Raw genomic sequence first — 15,311 nt, forward strand, 5'->3', positions numbered from 1 at the left:
CGTTGTGCTCGCTAAGCTTGATGGAGAGGGATATGAAATACGGTAAAACGGAACGCATCAGTGGTATTGTCATTTTACTCGCGTTGCTGGCGATTTTCGTGCCGTGGTTGATGAGTGATCCTGCTCCCCGTGAAGAGCGCCCTCAGCCTACGTTTGTTATTGAACGGCCTGTTGAGGCAACACAGCAAGATGTTCCGGTTCCGCAAATGCCGTCATCTATCAACACGTCCTCAAGTGAGGGTCGTTCTGTAGATAGCGCGGCCACTAGTGTGCCAATTGATGCCAATCCAAGGCAGCCACAAACCGGTCAAGCCAGTAGCTCTAACGCTCAGAGTGCTGGAGAAAATGATCCAATTGCTGAGTTAATGGCTGCAAATAACCGTAATAATGCAAATACATCATCGAATGCTGCTGGCCCAACGTCTTCTTCCCAAGGCGAGTGGGCGGTTCAAGTGGGCAGTTTTGGTGATGCGGGTAACGCAAGGCGACTAAGCGATCAGCTTACTCAGGCGGGATTTAGCGCCTACCTACGTGAGCGTGATAATAACCTTACCTCTGTTTATGTTGGCCCTTATGAGACGTCTGAAGACGGCGAGTCTGCGATGGCGATTATTAAACAGCGTGCCAATGTACAGGGCCTGTTAGTGCGGGTGAGAAATTAACTTATGGCACTTACTTGGATAGACGCGCTTTTTCTGGCGGTGTTGGCACTTTCTATGCTGGCCGGCTTTATGCGCGGATTTGTCAGGGAAGCTCTTGGCCTAGCCGCCTGGGTAGTCGCATTGTTGGTAGCGCGCGTCTTGGCAGAGCCGGTGGCAGATCTAATGAGCGGGTTCATCGACAGTTTCGATGCGCGCTTAGTGTTGGCATTTATTTTAGTGATTTTTGCGGTCATTTTACTTTGCGGGATTGTGATCCGCCTTGTTCATGCGGCGGTAGAGTGGGTCGGTATGGGGTTGCTTAATCGCTTTGCGGGTGCTGCCTTTGGGGTTGCTCGTGGCGCTGTCATTTTATTGGTGGCAACCGTCCTTATTACACTAACGCCCTTAGCTGAGCTACAGGCTTGGCAAGAAGCTGAGCTACGGCCGACGTTTATTGAGCTGCGCGATTGGGCGGTAAGCCAGTTAGATCAATGGGAGCGGGAGCTACCGCAAGCACCTGACTCGCTTCGCGATATTTCGTTGCCAGATTTCCGCACTCAGGAAGAGCTTGTTCCACAGCCTTTTACGCCAACATCTGAAAATGGTGGCCAGTGAGTGCACTGCTTAATGTTGGCTCAACGCGACGTGATGTTTAGTTAGTAATACAGTTAGCCGCTGTCTACCAATGCCCGCTTTTGCGATCGAGAAATAGGCAGTGGCTCACATTCGTTTGATGAACGTACGGGTTTGCTACGGTGAACCATGGCACTAAAGCGAGGTAACTTGAATGTGCGGTATAGTGGGCCTTCTGGCCAAGCAGGCGGTAAATCAGGGAATCTACGATGCTCTGACCGTACTTCAGCATCGGGGCCAGGACGCTGCCGGCATGATGACTTGGAGCGAGGGACGCTTCCTACTGCGCAAGAGCAACGGGCTGGTGCGAGATGTGTTCCATACCCGCCACATGGCTCGCCTAAAAGGTAACCTTGGCATTGGTCACGTACGTTATCCAACCGCGGGTTCCTCCAGTGAAGCGGAGTCTCAGCCGTTTTATGTCAACTCGCCCTACGGTATTGCGCTAGCTCACAACGGTAACCTGACTAACTCTGAGCAGTTAAAGCAAGAACTTTTCTCGACTGACCTTCGTCACATCAATACCAGCTCTGATTCTGAAGTGTTGCTAAACGTATTTGCCCATGAGCTGGGTAAGCAGGGTCTGCACCTGGAAGCCGAGGATATTTTTGATGCCGTTCGTAGAGTGCACCGGCGCTGCAAAGGCGGCTACGCGGCGGTCGCGATCATTAACGGTTTTGGCATGGTGGCATTTCGGGATCCCCATGGTATTCGTCCCGTGGTGTTTGGTACTCGCCAAAGTGACGAGGGCCAGGAGGTCATGATTGCTTCGGAATCTGTCGCCCTAGATGTAGGTGGCTTTGAGCTGGAGCGTGACCTTTCACCAGGTGAAGCGATTTTCGTCGACATGCAGGGACAGGTTCACACCCAGGTGTGTGCTGATCGACCTGTGTTGAGCTCCTGTATTTTTGAGCATGTCTACCTGGCGCGCCCCGACTCTATTCTTGATGGTGCCTACGTGTATGGCACGCGTATGCAGATGGGACGCAAACTTGGTGATCGCATTCTCAACGAGTGGCCTGATCACGATATTGACGTTGTTATTCCAATTCCCGATACGTCGCGCACCTCTGCCCTTGAAATGGCGCAGCACTTGGGTGTGACCTATCGCGAAGGGTTTATGAAGAACCGCTATATTGGCCGTACGTTTATTATGCCGGGCCAAACGCAGCGTAGAAAATCGGTGCGTCAAAAATTGAACGCCATTGATGTCGAATTCAAAGGCAAAAATGTGCTGCTGGTGGATGACTCTATTGTGCGCGGAACCACCTGTAAGCAAATTATTCAGATGGCTCGCGATGCAGGGGCTCGTAAAGTGTATTTCGCTTCTGCTGCTCCGCCCGTTCGCTACCCCAATGTCTATGGCATTGATATGCCAGCGGCAAAAGAACTGATTGCGCATGGCCGCACAGAAGAAGAGGTTGGCCAGCTGATTGGTGCGGATCGAATTTTCTATCAAGACCTGGAAGATTTGAAAGCGGCTTGCCGTGAGGTTAATCCTGAGATGGATGAGTTTGATTGCTCTGTCTTCGACGGTAACTACGTTACTGGTGATATTGATGATGCCTACTTGGCGGTGCTTGAAGCGAGTCGTAATGACGCGGCTAAAGATCAAAGTGCGGGCGACCATGCGCTAGTGGATATGCATAACCAAGATGATGATGATCTTGATGACTAATGCCGCGTATTAAGCGCTCGTATTACAACTTTTATTGACGTTTTAAAAAGGTGCTCAGCCATGCATGATGATAGTCACCAGGATGATTGGTCGCTAGAGACCCTTGCCATTCGCGCGGGCCATCACCGTACGTTTGAGCAGGAGCATGCCGAGCCCATTTTTCCCACTTCAAGCTTTGTTTACGAAAGCGCGGCTGAAGCCGCGCGCAAGTTTGGGGGGCAGGAGCCGGGCAACGTCTATTCGCGCTTTACTAACCCGACGGTTCATACGTTCGAGCGCCGTTTGGCGGCGCTTGAAGGTGGTGAGCGGTGCGTGGCAACAAGTTCGGGTATGTCGGCCATTTTATCGACGGCGTTGGCACTGCTAAGTGCCGGCGATGAAATCGTTGCATCGCGCTCGCTGTTTGGTTCTACCGTGAGTTTGTTTGACAAATACCTGGGAAAATTTGGCATCACGACTCGTTATGTAGAGCTATCTAACGTTTCTGCCTGGGAAGAGGCCATCGGCCCAAATACCAAGCTGTTGTTTGCGGAAACACCGTCCAATCCACTGTCTGAAGTTGCGGATATTCCAGCATTAGCCGAACTTGCTAAGCGTAGTGGTGCACTTTTGGCGATTGATAACTGCTTCTTAACACCGGCACTTCAGCAGCCAATTGCACTTGGCGCTGACTTAGTCATCCATTCAGCAACGAAGTATCTGGATGGTCAGGGACGTGCTGTTGGCGGCGCGGTGGTTGGTAAACACGACGTGTTGGAAGAAGTGTTTGGTGTGGTACGTACTTGCGGGCCTTGCCTGAGCCCCTTTAATGCGTGGATTTTCACCAAAGGTCTTGAAACCTTGTCGTTGCGCATGAAAGCGCATTGCGAAAATGCGCTGACTTTGGCGCTCTGGTTAGATCAACACCCGGCTGTTAATAAAGTGTACTACAGTGGCTTAGAAGCCCACCCTCAGCATGCGCTTGCCAAAAAACAGCAGCAAGGGTTTGGTGCCGTGTTAGGTTTCGAAGTGAAAGGAGGGCAGGCGGGGGCCTGGCAAGTGATTGACGCCACCAAAATGCTGTCCATAACGGGTAACCTCGGGGATGTTAAAACCACCATTACCCATCCAGCCACCACAACGCATGGACGTCTCTCCGATGTGCAGAAAGAAGCCGCAGGTATCGCCCCTGGGTTGATTCGCGTAGCGGTGGGGCTGGAAAGTCAGGCTGACATTCAGCGCGATCTTGCCGCTGGGCTGGATGCGTTGGCGGCTGGCTGAGCGATTCAAATAGCGTTTTGATAAGCCGGTCATTCGTGGCCGGTTTTTTTATTGCTTGCTTCGCTGACGGCGTTTTTCTAACTACGACATTTAGCAATGTTTTTAACAAACGTTTTTTACGAATGGTGTGTTCTGCTTTTTTCAGCAGTGTTTTGATCATTAAGACGGTATGCTTTGTGTATAAGTGTGCTTACAGCGGGCATGACCAATTGCTGTTTAGAACGAGGAAAGCAAGGATGTGGCGGAACACGCAGAGTGGATGGGGAGTCATTAGCATTGCTCTTCACTGGCTAAGTGCACTAACGATTGTGGGGTTGTTTGTTCTTGGCTGGTGGATGACTGATCTTGGTTACTACGATACATGGTATAACCAAGCGCCGTGGGTGCATCGCTCGATTGGTATCTTGTTGTTAATTGCTACCTTTGCTCGCTTAATATGGCGCTTGATTCAGCCAACGCCTCATGCAGAGGGAAGTCGCTTTGAACGTCTCGCTGCCCATGCTGGCCACATAATGTTGTATGTCTTGTTATTGTTAGTGCTTGTTAGTGGCTATTTGATCTCTACCGCCAATGGGCGCGGAATTAGTGTGTTTGATTGGTTTGAAGTGCCAGCGCTGCTTCACGGGCTTCCTGATCAAGCTAGTCTGGCAGGCGATGTTCACTGGTACAGCGCCCTGGCGCTTATGGTACTGGCCGCAGGGCACGCGCTAGCCGCTATGAAGCATCATTGGTGGGATCGCCACTCGACACTCGTGCGGATGGTTAATCCTGCTCATGGCCGCAAGCAATAATGGAATTTTTTGTCCACTGCGCTGATAGTTTGCTCGTAGTGTTTATTAGGAAAATAAAGGAGATTTCCACGATGTTAAAGAAAACCGCTTTTGCTACTGCAATTGCCGCCGCTTCGCTAGCGACGTTCAGCCAAGCGCAAGCAGCAGAATATCAAATTGATACTGAAGGTCAGCACGCCTTTGTTCAGTTCAAAATAAGCCACCTCGGCTTCTCCTATATTCTGGGTACTTTCGAAGAGTTTGATGGTCAATTTTCTTATGACCCAGAGGATTTAGAAGCCTCTTCTGTAGAAATGGAAGTGCAGGTAGGCAGCCTGAGCACTAATCATGCAGAGCGTGATCGTCACTTCTTGAGCAGCGATTTTCTTGATGCCGGTGAATTTCCTACGGCAACTTTCACTTCAACAGGTTTTGAATCAACGGGTGAAAATGAAGGCGTCGTAACCGGTGAGTTAACGCTTCATGGTGAGACACAGGAAATTGAAATGCCTGTTACCTTGATGGGCGAAGGTGATGACCCCTGGGGCAATTACCGTGCAGGTTTTGAAGGCAGCACCATGTTAACGCTGGGTGATTTCGGTATTGATATGAGTGACTTCCCAGAAGCGATGCACGAGCTGGAGCTTTACGTGACGTTTGAAGGCATTCGTCAGTAAACGAGTGCAAGCAGAAAGCGCCATCACCCTTGCCTGGGTGATGGCGCTTTGCGTTGAGAGTTACCAGAAACAACTTACATCTCGTAGGTTGTCAGTATTGTTAACTAGGTAGCGTTCACCGTTATCTACTCTGTTTTGAGGATTTCTCTTTGGCAGCGGTCGTTATGCAGCAACGCGAGCTGGCGATAACCTTATGGCGTCAAACGTGGCCGATGGCCATTGGCGTGTTGGCGCTATTGGGTTTCCAGCTTGTAGATAGTGCTTTTATTGCCCGTTTGGGAACAGCGCCCTTGGCCGCTCAGTCGTTTACCTTTCCTTTGTCATTCCTGATTATTGGTATTCAAGTGGGAATGGGGATCGCGATTGCGGCGCTCATTTCCCGCGCCTTAGGCGCTGGAGAAGACGTTCGAGCGAAGCGGTTAAGCAGCCTTGTGCTAATTGCCGGTGGCCTCGTCATCGGCCTACTAGTCATCGCGCTTTGGTTTCTTCAAGTACCCATATTCAGGCTGCTAGGTGCCGATGATAGCGCGCTGGTTTATATACGCGCTTACTGGGGGCCACAGCTATTTTCAGCTTGGCTAGGCGCGCTGCTCTATTTTATCTATAGCGTGTTTCGTGCTCACGGCGATACACGGCTGCCAGGTAAGATGATGGTGCTCAGTAGCCTTATTAACCTGGGATTGGATCCGCTATTTATTTTTGGCATTGGTTCTTGGCAGGGGTGGGGACTAGCGGGTGCCGCTTTGGCGACCGCCATCGCATTTTTTGTGGGGCTGTTATTCAGCAGTATGAAACTACAGCATCGAAAGTGGACGACGAATACCGCGCTATGGCAAGAAGCCAGGCGCTCGTGGCGGCTTTTTACCGGTATTGCTGCTCCCGCGATGGTTAGTCAGTTGATGCCGCCACTGGCGGCGATGCTGGCGATTGCGGCTGTTGCTAGCCTAGGAGATACCCAGGTGGCGGCTTGGGGGCTTGCCAGCCGCCTAGAAACGGTTTCGCTGATGGTGATATTGGCGATGACGATGTCGCTACCACCATGGCTTGGGCGCTGCTATGGCGCGGGCGACTGGGGACAGATTCAGCAATTGATGCGCTTGGCCGTGAATGTCGCGTTGATATGGCAGCTTAGCCTGGGGCTGTTGCTGGCGCTGGCTTCACCCTGGGTGGCTATGGTGTTAGCCGGGAACCAGGAGGTGCAAAGTGAGCTCGCGCTGCTAATTCGCTTTTTGTTGCCAAGTTATGCTGCGTTGGGCGTGTGTATGCTGGTGGTGTCTGCAGGTAACGCTCTCGGCTGGCCACTTAGAGCAATGCTGCTTTCAAGCGCACGATTGTTTATTTGCTATCTACCTTGTTTATGGTTGGGTGCGCAGTTGTTTGGATGGACAGGCTTGGCCGCTGGCGCGGCATTGGGTAACGTGTTGGCAGGTATGGTTGCTTGGATAGTGCTCAAGCGCATTTTATCCCGCCCGCATCGGCAGGCGGGATTCAGCAAGTAATGCCGTTTAGTGCTTCTTGGGGGCTTCCTGGAATGAGAAGTACATAAACAGTAATGCCATGCCCAAGTAACCCATGACAAATTCAGGCGCTGCGTTAAAAGCCAGTTTTGGGGCGTGCATCAATCCTACAAATGAGAAGCCAGCCGCAATGGCGGCAAATGCGGCTGCACGGCGGAACTGATGGTCGATCACCGACACTGTCATGGCCCCTAGGAAGATGGCCATAAACATCGCACCTTGTCCCATGACAACAATGGCACTGGAAATATCGCTGACGACGTCACCAGCACCCCGATTGAAGCGTGTCATCACGTAGTTGGCAAAGTAGGGCAGCATCGCCAGCGCAATGGCCGGATAATAGCGGGTATCGTTCGCTTGAAACGCAGTAGCTATCATCGACATGCCGACAAATACCAGGATAGGAGCCACTACTGAGACTGGGATAATGGCTGCTAAGGCAGCGATCAGGCCAAACATGGTGGCGAGGGCATAAACGGCGCCGTTTAGAATGCTGTAGCCTCGCCCTGCGCCCATCCACTTCGCGCCCACCGTTGCGATATAAACAGTTGTCGGGAATACGCCGCCAAATAGCGCGCCGATCATCGTGCCTGCTCCATCAACTGCCTGGCACTCACGCACATCGTATTTATCGCCAGCCGCTTCCATCGCCTCAACGTTATTCATGGTTTCAATAGCGTTATAGAGGGTGATGGGCAGCACAACGGTAAGTACGGCCAGCATGCCGCTAAACAGCAAGCCCAGCCCTTCATACCAGGCCAAATTAGGCAGCAGGGGGTAGAACCCTAAATGTGTAAAAGCATCGCTAAAGCGTTCGCTGCCCGCATCGCCAATCAAATATGCCATCGCAGTACCGACCACAATGGCAAACAGTGATGTCGGTAGCTTAAACGGCATGCTGACGCGTGCCACAAGACCAACAATGATAATGCCGAGCACCAGAAGTCCAATGATAGGCATTTCCAGAGTTTTAAATAGCATCTCACCGGCAATAAAGGTGAGTGCGACGCCAGCAACAGCACCCAACATGGCGGCCCGTGGGAGGTGATACTGCACCCAGCGGCCAATGATGCTAATCAAGGCTTCTATTGCGCCACTAATAAAGCAGGCGGCCACGGCAACTTTCCAGGCTAATTCCGCGTCACCGGTTAACTGCTTGGCGGGGAGCAATACGCCGAATAGAAACACAAACATGACCGGTGTGGAGATGCCGTAGGAGAGCGCGGTGACATCACTGCGGTTTTCTTTTCTTGCGAGCCTAGCGGCACTCCATGCGTAATAAAAATTGCCTGCCATGACTGCCACTGCGGCACCAGGCAACACCTGACCATACACAATGGATGTGGGGAACCCCATGCCCAGCATGGTAATTGCGATAATGACAAAGTTGGCAATATTGTTTTGAAACAGCGCGAAGAACGCGTCGGTGTCTTCTTTTTTGTACCACGGATAGTGAGTGCCGACAGCCGCCATGTTAGGCCTCTTAGTTATGGTGTGTTGTATACAAGGCTATGCTGAGTGTGCCGAAGATTTGACTGATCGGTCAAGCATTGCGTTGTAGCGGACGCCGCACGGGCGCCCCAGGCTCTGGCGGCAAGCGAGTAATTGTACATAACAATCGCTTGGCTGTTCAGTTGCTTATCTTCAAATCATCTACAAAAACGCCCAGGCAATTTGCCTGGGCGTTTTAGCTGTTGATACTAAGGTTAACAACTCACTTGGCGTTATTCGTTAACGGCAGCGATGGCCTTAGCAAGGTAAGGTAAATTCTCGTGTGAGAATCCTGCAACGTTGGCACGGCCAGAACGCACCATGTAAATACCGAATTCGTCACGCAGGCGGTCTACTTGCTCCGGAGTTAAACCGGTGTAAGAGAACATGCCACGCTGTTCTGCAACGCATGCATACTTTTCAGCAAGGCCGTAAGGCTTAAGGGCTTCAACGAAGTCGCGACGCAGCGTATTGATGCGATCACGCATTTCGGTCAGCTCTTCACGCCACATTGCAGACAGCTCAGCGTCGTGAAGAATTTCGCTAACAATCGCGCCACCGTGGGCGGGAGGGTTAGAGTAGTTCTCACGGGCCACAATGGCAGCCTGAGAGCGAACGTTCTCCATCTGCTCGGCGTCTTTGGCAATCAGGATCAAGCAGCCAGTGCGTTCGCAGTAAATGCCAAAGTTCTTTGAGCAGGAACTGGTGATGATAACTTCATCAAGGTTTTCGGCCAGCAGACGAACACCATAGGCATCTTCGTCCAGTCCTTCCCCGAAACCTTGGTAAGCAAAGTCAACCAATGGCAGTAGTTTGCGCTCGCTCAGCACTGCCATTACTTCATGCCACTGATCTTTAGACAGGTCAAAGCCGGTCGGGTTGTGGCAGCAGGCGTGAAGCACCACAACGTCGCCTTCAGGAATCTTTTTCAGCGCGGCTAACATACCATCGAAATCAAGGCGGTTGTCAGCATCAACGTAGGGGTATTTGTGAAGTTCGATACCTGCAGCGGTGAAAATGCCGTGATGGTTTGGCCAAGTAGGATCGCTGACCCAGATTCCTTTTCCAGGCAGCTGGTGGGCAATAAAGTCAGCGGCTAAGCGTAGTGCACCTGTTCCACCAGGAGACTGAGTAGCGCTCGCGCGGTTGGCTTTCAATACGGAAGAATCTGCACCTAATACCATAGGCAGCACAGCATCACCGTAAGCAGGGGCACCGTGAGAGCCAATATAGGTCTTGGTGTTTTCATTCTTGAGCAGGCGAGCTTCTGCTTCCTTGACAGCGCGCATGACCGGCGTATTGCCTTGTGCATCGCGATATACGCCAACCCCTAAATCGACTTTCTGGGGATTGGTGTCTTTTTTGAAAGCTTCGATCAGCCCGAGAATGGCATCTCCTGGGACTCGCTCAATTTGCTCAAACATTTATTCGGCTACCTCGTCGGTTCTGGCGGCAAGAATGAAATCATTTAGATGCAGGCCCTTTATTGCATGAGACCACCATGTCACGGTGGTTTTACCCCACTCAGTAACAATGACAGGATGGTGCCCAGCCTGCTCTGCTATATCGCCAACGCGCTGGGTGAATGCCAGGGCATCGGCAAAGTTGCGAAACGTAAACTGTCTCGTCAGCTTCATGATGCCATCGTGGTCAACAATCTGCCACTCTGAAAGTGCTGCTAGATGGGGTTGGCATGCGCTATAAGTGAGCGGTATGGCGTTGCTACTGCAAGGTTCACAGGTGGTTTGAGCAAGCGTTGTCATGGGTTGCCTCCTTTTAAAATTGCTCTTATTAGGGTAGAAGGCATACACAGTCGCGACCAACCTCTTTCGCGCTGTATAACGCTTGATCAGCGCGTTCTATTAAGTTGGCTAAAAGCTCACCGCACCGATACTCCGCTACACCAATACTCACGGTTACTTGGCCGGCACCGATTCCAAAATCATAGCTTGCGATGGCATGTCGGAGACGGTCAGCGAGTTTATGGCATTGTTGCAGCGGTGTAAGCGGCAACACGACCATAAACTCTTCACCGCCAAGTCTTGCCACCATATCTTCGCAGCGCAGGAGTTGCTGCGTTTGCAAGGCAAGTTGTTCCAGTACGCTATCGCCCTGTAAGTGTCCCCAACGATCATTGAGCTGTTTAAAATGATCTATGTCTACCATCATGATAGAGAGAGGCGTCCCATGCCGCGTGCTTAATGAGGCTAGGTGCGTTAAGTGCACCATGAGTTTGCGACGGTTAGGCAATCCCGTTAAAGGGTCGGTGTCGCAGAGTTTTCTTAGTCGCTGCTCTTCTGCGACTTGATCAGTAATATCCATCATGATGCCGCTCCAGCGAACACCATTGGATGCCGGGGAGGGGTTAGCACTTACCGCAATCCAGTGCGGTTTTCCTTTAGGGAAGGGGAGGCGGAAGCGAGTCGTGAGCGGTAGCATCCAGCGTGCAGATCGCTCAATAGATGACATTATTTTGGGGTGATCGTGACCGGTTAGGTGTTCAATAAGTTGGCCAGCGTCATGCGCTAATTGTTGTCGGTCGATGTGTGCCAGCGCCTCGCCCCCGCCTTCCAGATAGGGGAAGTGCATACGGCCGCAGTGTGATCGATAGAATTGAAAAATAACCCCAGGTATCTGGGATATCAGGCTATCAGTACTTTGCGGTACTGGGGCTGTATCATTCACGAGCATGCGTGAAGCTCCAAAGCATATGCCAAATAAAAGTTAATCGTAAAGGTTAGCCCTAAAAACGTAACTAATATGTAAGCCATTACTGACAATGCTCGCTTTTTTTAAAATCAATTGATCTATATTTATTCCATAAAAGAATTTTAGTGTGGCGTTAAGTGTCTACCATAGAAACTTTGGCGCGACACGGGAAGGCCTATTGCTTTTTAATAGATTGGATCATTTTTAATTCTCGGGGTATTTCTTTGAGCGAAGTAAAGGCAGCCACTATAAAGACAGGCCATTCGGCTAGCGCTCAAAAAGTTGGCGGTGGTTTGGTAAGTTTGGTCGGTGCTGGCCCAGGGGATCCAGAGCTATTGACGTTGAAAGCGTATAAGCGGCTTCAGATAGCAGAAGTAGTGCTCTACGACCGCCTCGTTAGCGATGAAGTGCTAGCCCTGATTGGGCCTAAGGCCGAGCGGTTTTACGTTGGCAAGGCGAAGGCGTTGCACAGCGTCCCTCAAAATGAGATTAACCAAACATTGGTGTCTTGGGCAAAGCAAGGTAAGCAAGTTGTGCGTCTCAAGGGGGGAGATCCCTTCATTTTTGGCCGAGGCGGAGAAGAATTAGAAACGCTCATGGCTGAAAATGTGGCGGTAGAAGTCATTCCGGGTATTACAGCGGCATCCGGTTGTGCAGCTTATGCGGGCATTCCTCTGACACACCGAGATCATGCGCAGTCGGTTCGCTTAGTCACTGGCCACTTACAACATGGAGAGAGCACGCTTGATTGGCAAGCGTTAGCCCGGTCTGGCCAGACCCTGGTGTTTTATATGGGGCTGAGTAACTTAGAGGCTATTTGCCAGGCATTGATAGACCATGGTCTCGCACCCAGCACCCCTTTGGCGCTGATTGAACAGGGCACAACACAGCACCAATGTACGCATATTGGTTCTTTGCGACAGCTGCCTGAGGCATTTCACCAAGGTGAGATTACACCGCCTACGTTATTGATTATTGGCAGTGTTGTGTCATTACATGCCACGCTTTCTTGGTTTGAGGTTGCTGCTGCGGATGCGATAGGCTTTAAGGAAAGTAACCACTAGGCTAACCAACAAGCGGGTCATCGTATGGGCCGTTAGTCATATACGTTGATCGCTGGCTAGATGTTGCTAGATGTGTATGCTAGTAAAAGAATGTCAGGTGCTAAATGTCTATCAACGCTGCTGATATCGGTAGCCTAAAAAAGAAGAGAGGGACGCAGTATGCCAGAAGCAAACCACTCGGATAATCAAGCGTCAGCGAGTAAGCCAGACATGAAAACGCTTTTTAAGGATAACCGTGTCAAAGGTATTGCTGGTATTGCCGCCATTGCTGTTATTTGGGCAATTATGGCGCAATCTAACTCGGGCACACGGCAAGAGCGTGTCGAAACGTTAGAGGGCCAGTTAGCCAGCGTCGAGCAAGATAACAACCAGCTTAGCCAGCGGATTGCAGAAGTTGAGCAAGCTGAGACCGATTTAAGTGCCATGCGTGAGGAAATGGCAGCGCTGGAAGAGCAGCAGGCTCAGGCACAAAGCGATCTAGAGTCTGCTCAGCGTGATACAAGTGCGGTGCAATCGCGTCTTGAAGAACTAGAAGCTGAGCGTGATGCACTTCAGCAAGAAGCCGATGCGTTAAGTGAGCAAGTAGAGAGCGCTGAAGCCGACCTGCAAGCACTCAAAGAAGAACGTGATCAAGTGGTAAGCGCGCGTGACCAGGCTGAGTCTGCTCGCCAGGAAGTTGAAGAAGCTCGCCAAAGTGCCGAAGAGGCCCGCCAAGAAGCGGAGGCGGCACGTCAGCAAGCTGAACAAGAGCGTCAGGAGGCCGTTGATGAGCTTAGTGCCGCTCAAGAGGAATTGTCGGGTTTAGAAACCCAGATTAGTGAAGCTAGCGAACAGCTGTCCGGTACTCAGGAAGAGGTGTCAGCCGTTCAAAGTGAATTGGATAATTTGCAAAGCGAGCGTGACTCGCTCACCAGTGAGCGGGATGAGTTGCAAAGCGAGGTTGATTCATTAACCCAACTGCGTGAAGAAGAGCAACAGAGCCTCGACCAAGTGCGCAGTGAGATGGATGATCTCATGGTCGCGCTGGATATTGGTCGTGAAGAAGTAGCCAATGTTGAAAGTGACATTGAAGCCCGTGAAGAGCAGCTTGCACGCCTGGAAACCCAGCTTAGTGACTGGCGTGACGAGCTTTCTTCGTTGGAGGGCCGCTTACATGTAAACGATGCGGCGAATGATGAAGTGCCTTCTTTGACAGATGAAGAGAGTGGCAGCGCTGATTCAAATGGTTCTGAGCAAACCGAAGAAGCTGGCTCTGCAGACCAGGGTCAGCAGAACAGTAACTAATCGGTACGCGTAGTGTGTGCTGATTGTTAGTAAGGAAGCGGATGTAGGTAGCCCCTGCATCCGCTTTTGTATGTTGGTTTAGAAATAGGCCGCCTAGGAGTATCATTCAAACCACGGATAGATTAGTCGCAATAGACAGGAGTGCCATTGATGGACGGTGTAAAACATATAGTAGCAGTGGCATCGGGGAAAGGCGGGGTCGGAAAATCGACCGTTACTGTGAACTTGGCACTAGCGCTTTCTGCCCAGGGGTATCGTGTTGGCGTACTGGATGCTGATATTTACGGCCCTAGCCAAGCGCAGATGTTGGGCGTTAAAGAAGGCGTCCGGCCTCAAGCGACGGAGGACAATAAGTTTCTGCCGCTAGAAGCGCACGGCCTTCAAGCGATGTCGATGGCCTTTATGGTTAACACCCGTGAGGCGATGGTCTGGCGTGGCCCGATGGTGGTTGGTGCGTTTCAGCAAATGCTGACACAAACCCAATGGGATAATCTGGATTTCCTGCTGATTGATATGCCGCCAGGTACCGGCGATATCCAGCTGACGCTGGCGCAAAAAGTGCCTGTTTCAGGCGCCGTGATTGTCACCACGCCTCAGGATATTGCGCTCCTTGATGCCCGCAAAGGCATTGAGATGTTCCGTAAGGTCAATGTGCCAGTGCTTGGCGTGGTAGAGAACATGAGTCTTTATCATTGTGAAAATTGCGGCCACGAAGCGGCTATTTTTGGTGCCGGTGGCGGTGAACGTATCGCGGAAGAGTATGATACGACTGTCCTTGGGCGATTGCCGTTAACGCTCTCTATTCGTGAGCTAGCTGACTCTGGTCGTCCCAGTGTGATTTCCGAACCCGATAGCTCAGTGAGTCGCACGTTTGCAGATATTGCCAAACAAGTGGCGCAATCGGTAAATGCCAGCCATAGCGGCGGCCCCACTATTTCTTTTAGCGAGTGATGACGTAACAAATGAGTATTAAATCTGATAAGTGGATTCGTCGCATGGCACAAAGCGATGCCATGATTGAACCGTTTGAAGCTGAGCAGGTGCGCTATGTGAATGATCAGCGCGTTATTTCTTATGGCACGTCGAGCTACGGTTACGACGTTCGCTGTGCCGATGAATTTAAAGTGTTTACCAACATACATTCGGCTATTGTCGATCCCAAAGCGTTTGATGACAAAAGCTTTGTCGATGTTAAGGGGGATGTGTGTATTATTCCGCCGAATTCCTTCGCATTAGCACGCACGGTTGAGTATTTTCGTATTCCGCGCAGTGTGCTGACGATTTGCCTTGGAAAATCCACTTACGCGCGCTGTGGCATTATTGTCAACGTAACGCCGCTTGAGCCAGAGTGGGAAGGGCATGTGACGCTTGAATTTTCAAATACTACCAACCTGCCGGCCAAGATTTATGCCCATGAAGGGGTAGCTCAGATGCTGTTCCTTGAGTCGGATGAGATGTGTGAAACATCTTATAAAGATCGCGGTGGTAAATATATGGGGCAACGAGGCGTTACGCTGCCTCGCACCTAATATCCGCAAGCTAAACGAAAAACGCCTTACGCGCTAATAGCGGTAAGGCGTTTTTTAT

Annotated in this window: 15 protein-coding genes; 11 read left to right on the plus strand and 4 right to left on the minus strand. The window is 51.2% G+C overall.

Going from position 1 to position 15,311, the window contains the following annotated elements:
* Positions 1–32: 32 nt before the first annotated feature.
* The 7 genes from NDQ72_09085 to NDQ72_09115 all read left to right on the plus strand — a co-directional run bounded on the left by NDQ72_09085 (position 33) and on the right by NDQ72_09115 (position 7,158).
* A complete protein-coding gene (locus NDQ72_09085; protein WKD30078.1) occupies positions 33–662 on the plus strand; it encodes an SPOR domain-containing protein in 630 nt (209 codons plus the stop codon).
* Between the two features lie 3 nt (positions 663–665).
* Entirely contained in the window at positions 666–1,256 is a 591-nt protein-coding gene (locus NDQ72_09090; GenBank protein WKD30079.1) for a CvpA family protein, read from the plus strand.
* 172 nt (positions 1,257–1,428) lie between these two features.
* On the plus strand, positions 1,429–2,952 hold the full coding sequence (gene purF / locus NDQ72_09095; GenBank protein ID WKD30080.1) for an amidophosphoribosyltransferase: 1,524 nt from the start codon (positions 1,429–1,431) through the stop codon (positions 2,950–2,952).
* 60 nt (positions 2,953–3,012) lie between these two features.
* Positions 3,013–4,212: an O-succinylhomoserine sulfhydrylase gene (locus tag NDQ72_09100; GenBank protein WKD30081.1), complete on the plus strand. Its 1,200-nt coding sequence runs from the start codon at positions 3,013–3,015 to the stop codon at positions 4,210–4,212.
* A 236-nt stretch (positions 4,213–4,448) separates the two neighbouring features.
* Complete coding sequence (locus NDQ72_09105; GenBank protein WKD30082.1) at positions 4,449–5,003, plus strand: cytochrome b; 555 nt, start codon at positions 4,449–4,451, stop codon at positions 5,001–5,003.
* 71 nt (positions 5,004–5,074) lie between these two features.
* Complete coding sequence (locus NDQ72_09110) at positions 5,075–5,659, plus strand: YceI family protein (protein WKD30083.1); 585 nt, start codon at positions 5,075–5,077, stop codon at positions 5,657–5,659.
* 164 nt (positions 5,660–5,823) lie between these two features.
* Entirely contained in the window at positions 5,824–7,158 is a 1,335-nt protein-coding gene (locus NDQ72_09115; protein ID WKD30370.1) for an MATE family efflux transporter, read from the plus strand.
* A gap of 6 nt (positions 7,159–7,164) precedes the next feature.
* Here NDQ72_09115 and NDQ72_09120 read toward each other — a convergent pair whose 3' ends face one another.
* The 4 genes from NDQ72_09120 to NDQ72_09135 form a co-directional block, all read right to left on the minus strand.
* Positions 7,165–8,649 carry an NCS2 family permease gene (locus NDQ72_09120; GenBank protein WKD30084.1) on the minus strand — a complete coding sequence of 495 codons (1,485 nt, stop codon included), beginning with the start codon at positions 8,647–8,649 and terminating at the stop codon, positions 7,165–7,167.
* A 251-nt stretch (positions 8,650–8,900) separates the two neighbouring features.
* Positions 8,901–10,091: an aspartate/tyrosine/aromatic aminotransferase gene (locus NDQ72_09125; GenBank protein WKD30085.1), complete on the minus strand. Its 1,191-nt coding sequence runs from the start codon at positions 10,089–10,091 to the stop codon at positions 8,901–8,903.
* The gene (locus NDQ72_09130) at positions 10,092–10,430 is read right to left on the minus strand and encodes a 4a-hydroxytetrahydrobiopterin dehydratase (protein ID WKD30086.1); all 339 of its coding nucleotides are present in this window, start codon (positions 10,428–10,430) and stop codon (positions 10,092–10,094) included.
* A gap of 28 nt (positions 10,431–10,458) precedes the next feature.
* On the minus strand, positions 10,459–11,358 hold the full coding sequence (locus NDQ72_09135) for a diguanylate cyclase (GenBank protein ID WKD30087.1): 900 nt from the start codon (positions 11,356–11,358) through the stop codon (positions 10,459–10,461).
* Between the two features lie 311 nt (positions 11,359–11,669).
* Here NDQ72_09135 and cobA point away from each other — a divergent pair, with 311 nt between their 5' ends.
* From cobA to dcd, 4 genes are all read left to right on the plus strand, one after another.
* Complete coding sequence (cobA, locus tag NDQ72_09140; protein ID WKD30371.1) at positions 11,670–12,440, plus strand: uroporphyrinogen-III C-methyltransferase; 771 nt, start codon at positions 11,670–11,672, stop codon at positions 12,438–12,440.
* A gap of 159 nt (positions 12,441–12,599) precedes the next feature.
* Complete coding sequence (locus NDQ72_09145) at positions 12,600–13,724, plus strand: kinesin (GenBank protein WKD30088.1); 1,125 nt, start codon at positions 12,600–12,602, stop codon at positions 13,722–13,724.
* Positions 13,725–13,874: 150 nt separating this feature from the next.
* The gene (gene apbC / locus NDQ72_09150) at positions 13,875–14,675 is read left to right on the plus strand and encodes an iron-sulfur cluster carrier protein ApbC (protein WKD30089.1); all 801 of its coding nucleotides are present in this window, start codon (positions 13,875–13,877) and stop codon (positions 14,673–14,675) included.
* Between the two features lie 11 nt (positions 14,676–14,686).
* The gene (gene dcd, locus NDQ72_09155) at positions 14,687–15,253 is read left to right on the plus strand and encodes a dCTP deaminase (protein ID WKD30090.1); all 567 of its coding nucleotides are present in this window, start codon (positions 14,687–14,689) and stop codon (positions 15,251–15,253) included.
* Positions 15,254–15,311: the final 58 nt, after the last annotated feature.

Source organism: Halomonas sp. KG2 (assembly GCA_030440445.1).
Taxonomy (GTDB): domain Bacteria; phylum Pseudomonadota; class Gammaproteobacteria; order Pseudomonadales; family Halomonadaceae; genus Vreelandella.

What these genes read in the sequence shown, in the direction of transcription:
- NDQ72_09085 (WKD30078.1), top strand. Translation starts at nt 33, where the DNA reads ATGAAATACGGTAAAACGGAACGCATCAGTGGTATTGTCATTTTACTC.
- NDQ72_09090 (WKD30079.1), top strand. Translation starts at nt 666, where the DNA reads ATGGCACTTACTTGGATAGACGCGCTTTTTCTGGCGGTGTTGGCACTT.
- purF (WKD30080.1), top strand. Translation starts at nt 1,429, where the DNA reads ATGTGCGGTATAGTGGGCCTTCTGGCCAAGCAGGCGGTAAATCAGGGA.
- NDQ72_09100 (WKD30081.1), top strand. Translation starts at nt 3,013, where the DNA reads ATGCATGATGATAGTCACCAGGATGATTGGTCGCTAGAGACCCTTGCC.
- NDQ72_09105 (WKD30082.1), top strand. Translation starts at nt 4,449, where the DNA reads ATGTGGCGGAACACGCAGAGTGGATGGGGAGTCATTAGCATTGCTCTT.
- NDQ72_09110 (WKD30083.1), top strand. Translation starts at nt 5,075, where the DNA reads ATGTTAAAGAAAACCGCTTTTGCTACTGCAATTGCCGCCGCTTCGCTA.
- NDQ72_09115 (WKD30370.1), top strand. Translation starts at nt 5,824, where the DNA reads ATGCAGCAACGCGAGCTGGCGATAACCTTATGGCGTCAAACGTGGCCG.
- NDQ72_09120 (WKD30084.1), bottom strand. Translation starts at nt 8,649, where the DNA reads ATGGCGGCTGTCGGCACTCACTATCCGTGGTACAAAAAAGAAGACACC.
- NDQ72_09125 (WKD30085.1), bottom strand. Translation starts at nt 10,091, where the DNA reads ATGTTTGAGCAAATTGAGCGAGTCCCAGGAGATGCCATTCTCGGGCTG.
- NDQ72_09130 (WKD30086.1), bottom strand. Translation starts at nt 10,430, where the DNA reads ATGACAACGCTTGCTCAAACCACCTGTGAACCTTGCAGTAGCAACGCC.
- NDQ72_09135 (WKD30087.1), bottom strand. Translation starts at nt 11,358, where the DNA reads ATGCTCGTGAATGATACAGCCCCAGTACCGCAAAGTACTGATAGCCTG.
- NDQ72_09145 (WKD30088.1), top strand. Translation starts at nt 12,600, where the DNA reads ATGCCAGAAGCAAACCACTCGGATAATCAAGCGTCAGCGAGTAAGCCA.
- apbC (WKD30089.1), top strand. Translation starts at nt 13,875, where the DNA reads ATGGACGGTGTAAAACATATAGTAGCAGTGGCATCGGGGAAAGGCGGG.
- dcd (WKD30090.1), top strand. Translation starts at nt 14,687, where the DNA reads ATGAGTATTAAATCTGATAAGTGGATTCGTCGCATGGCACAAAGCGAT.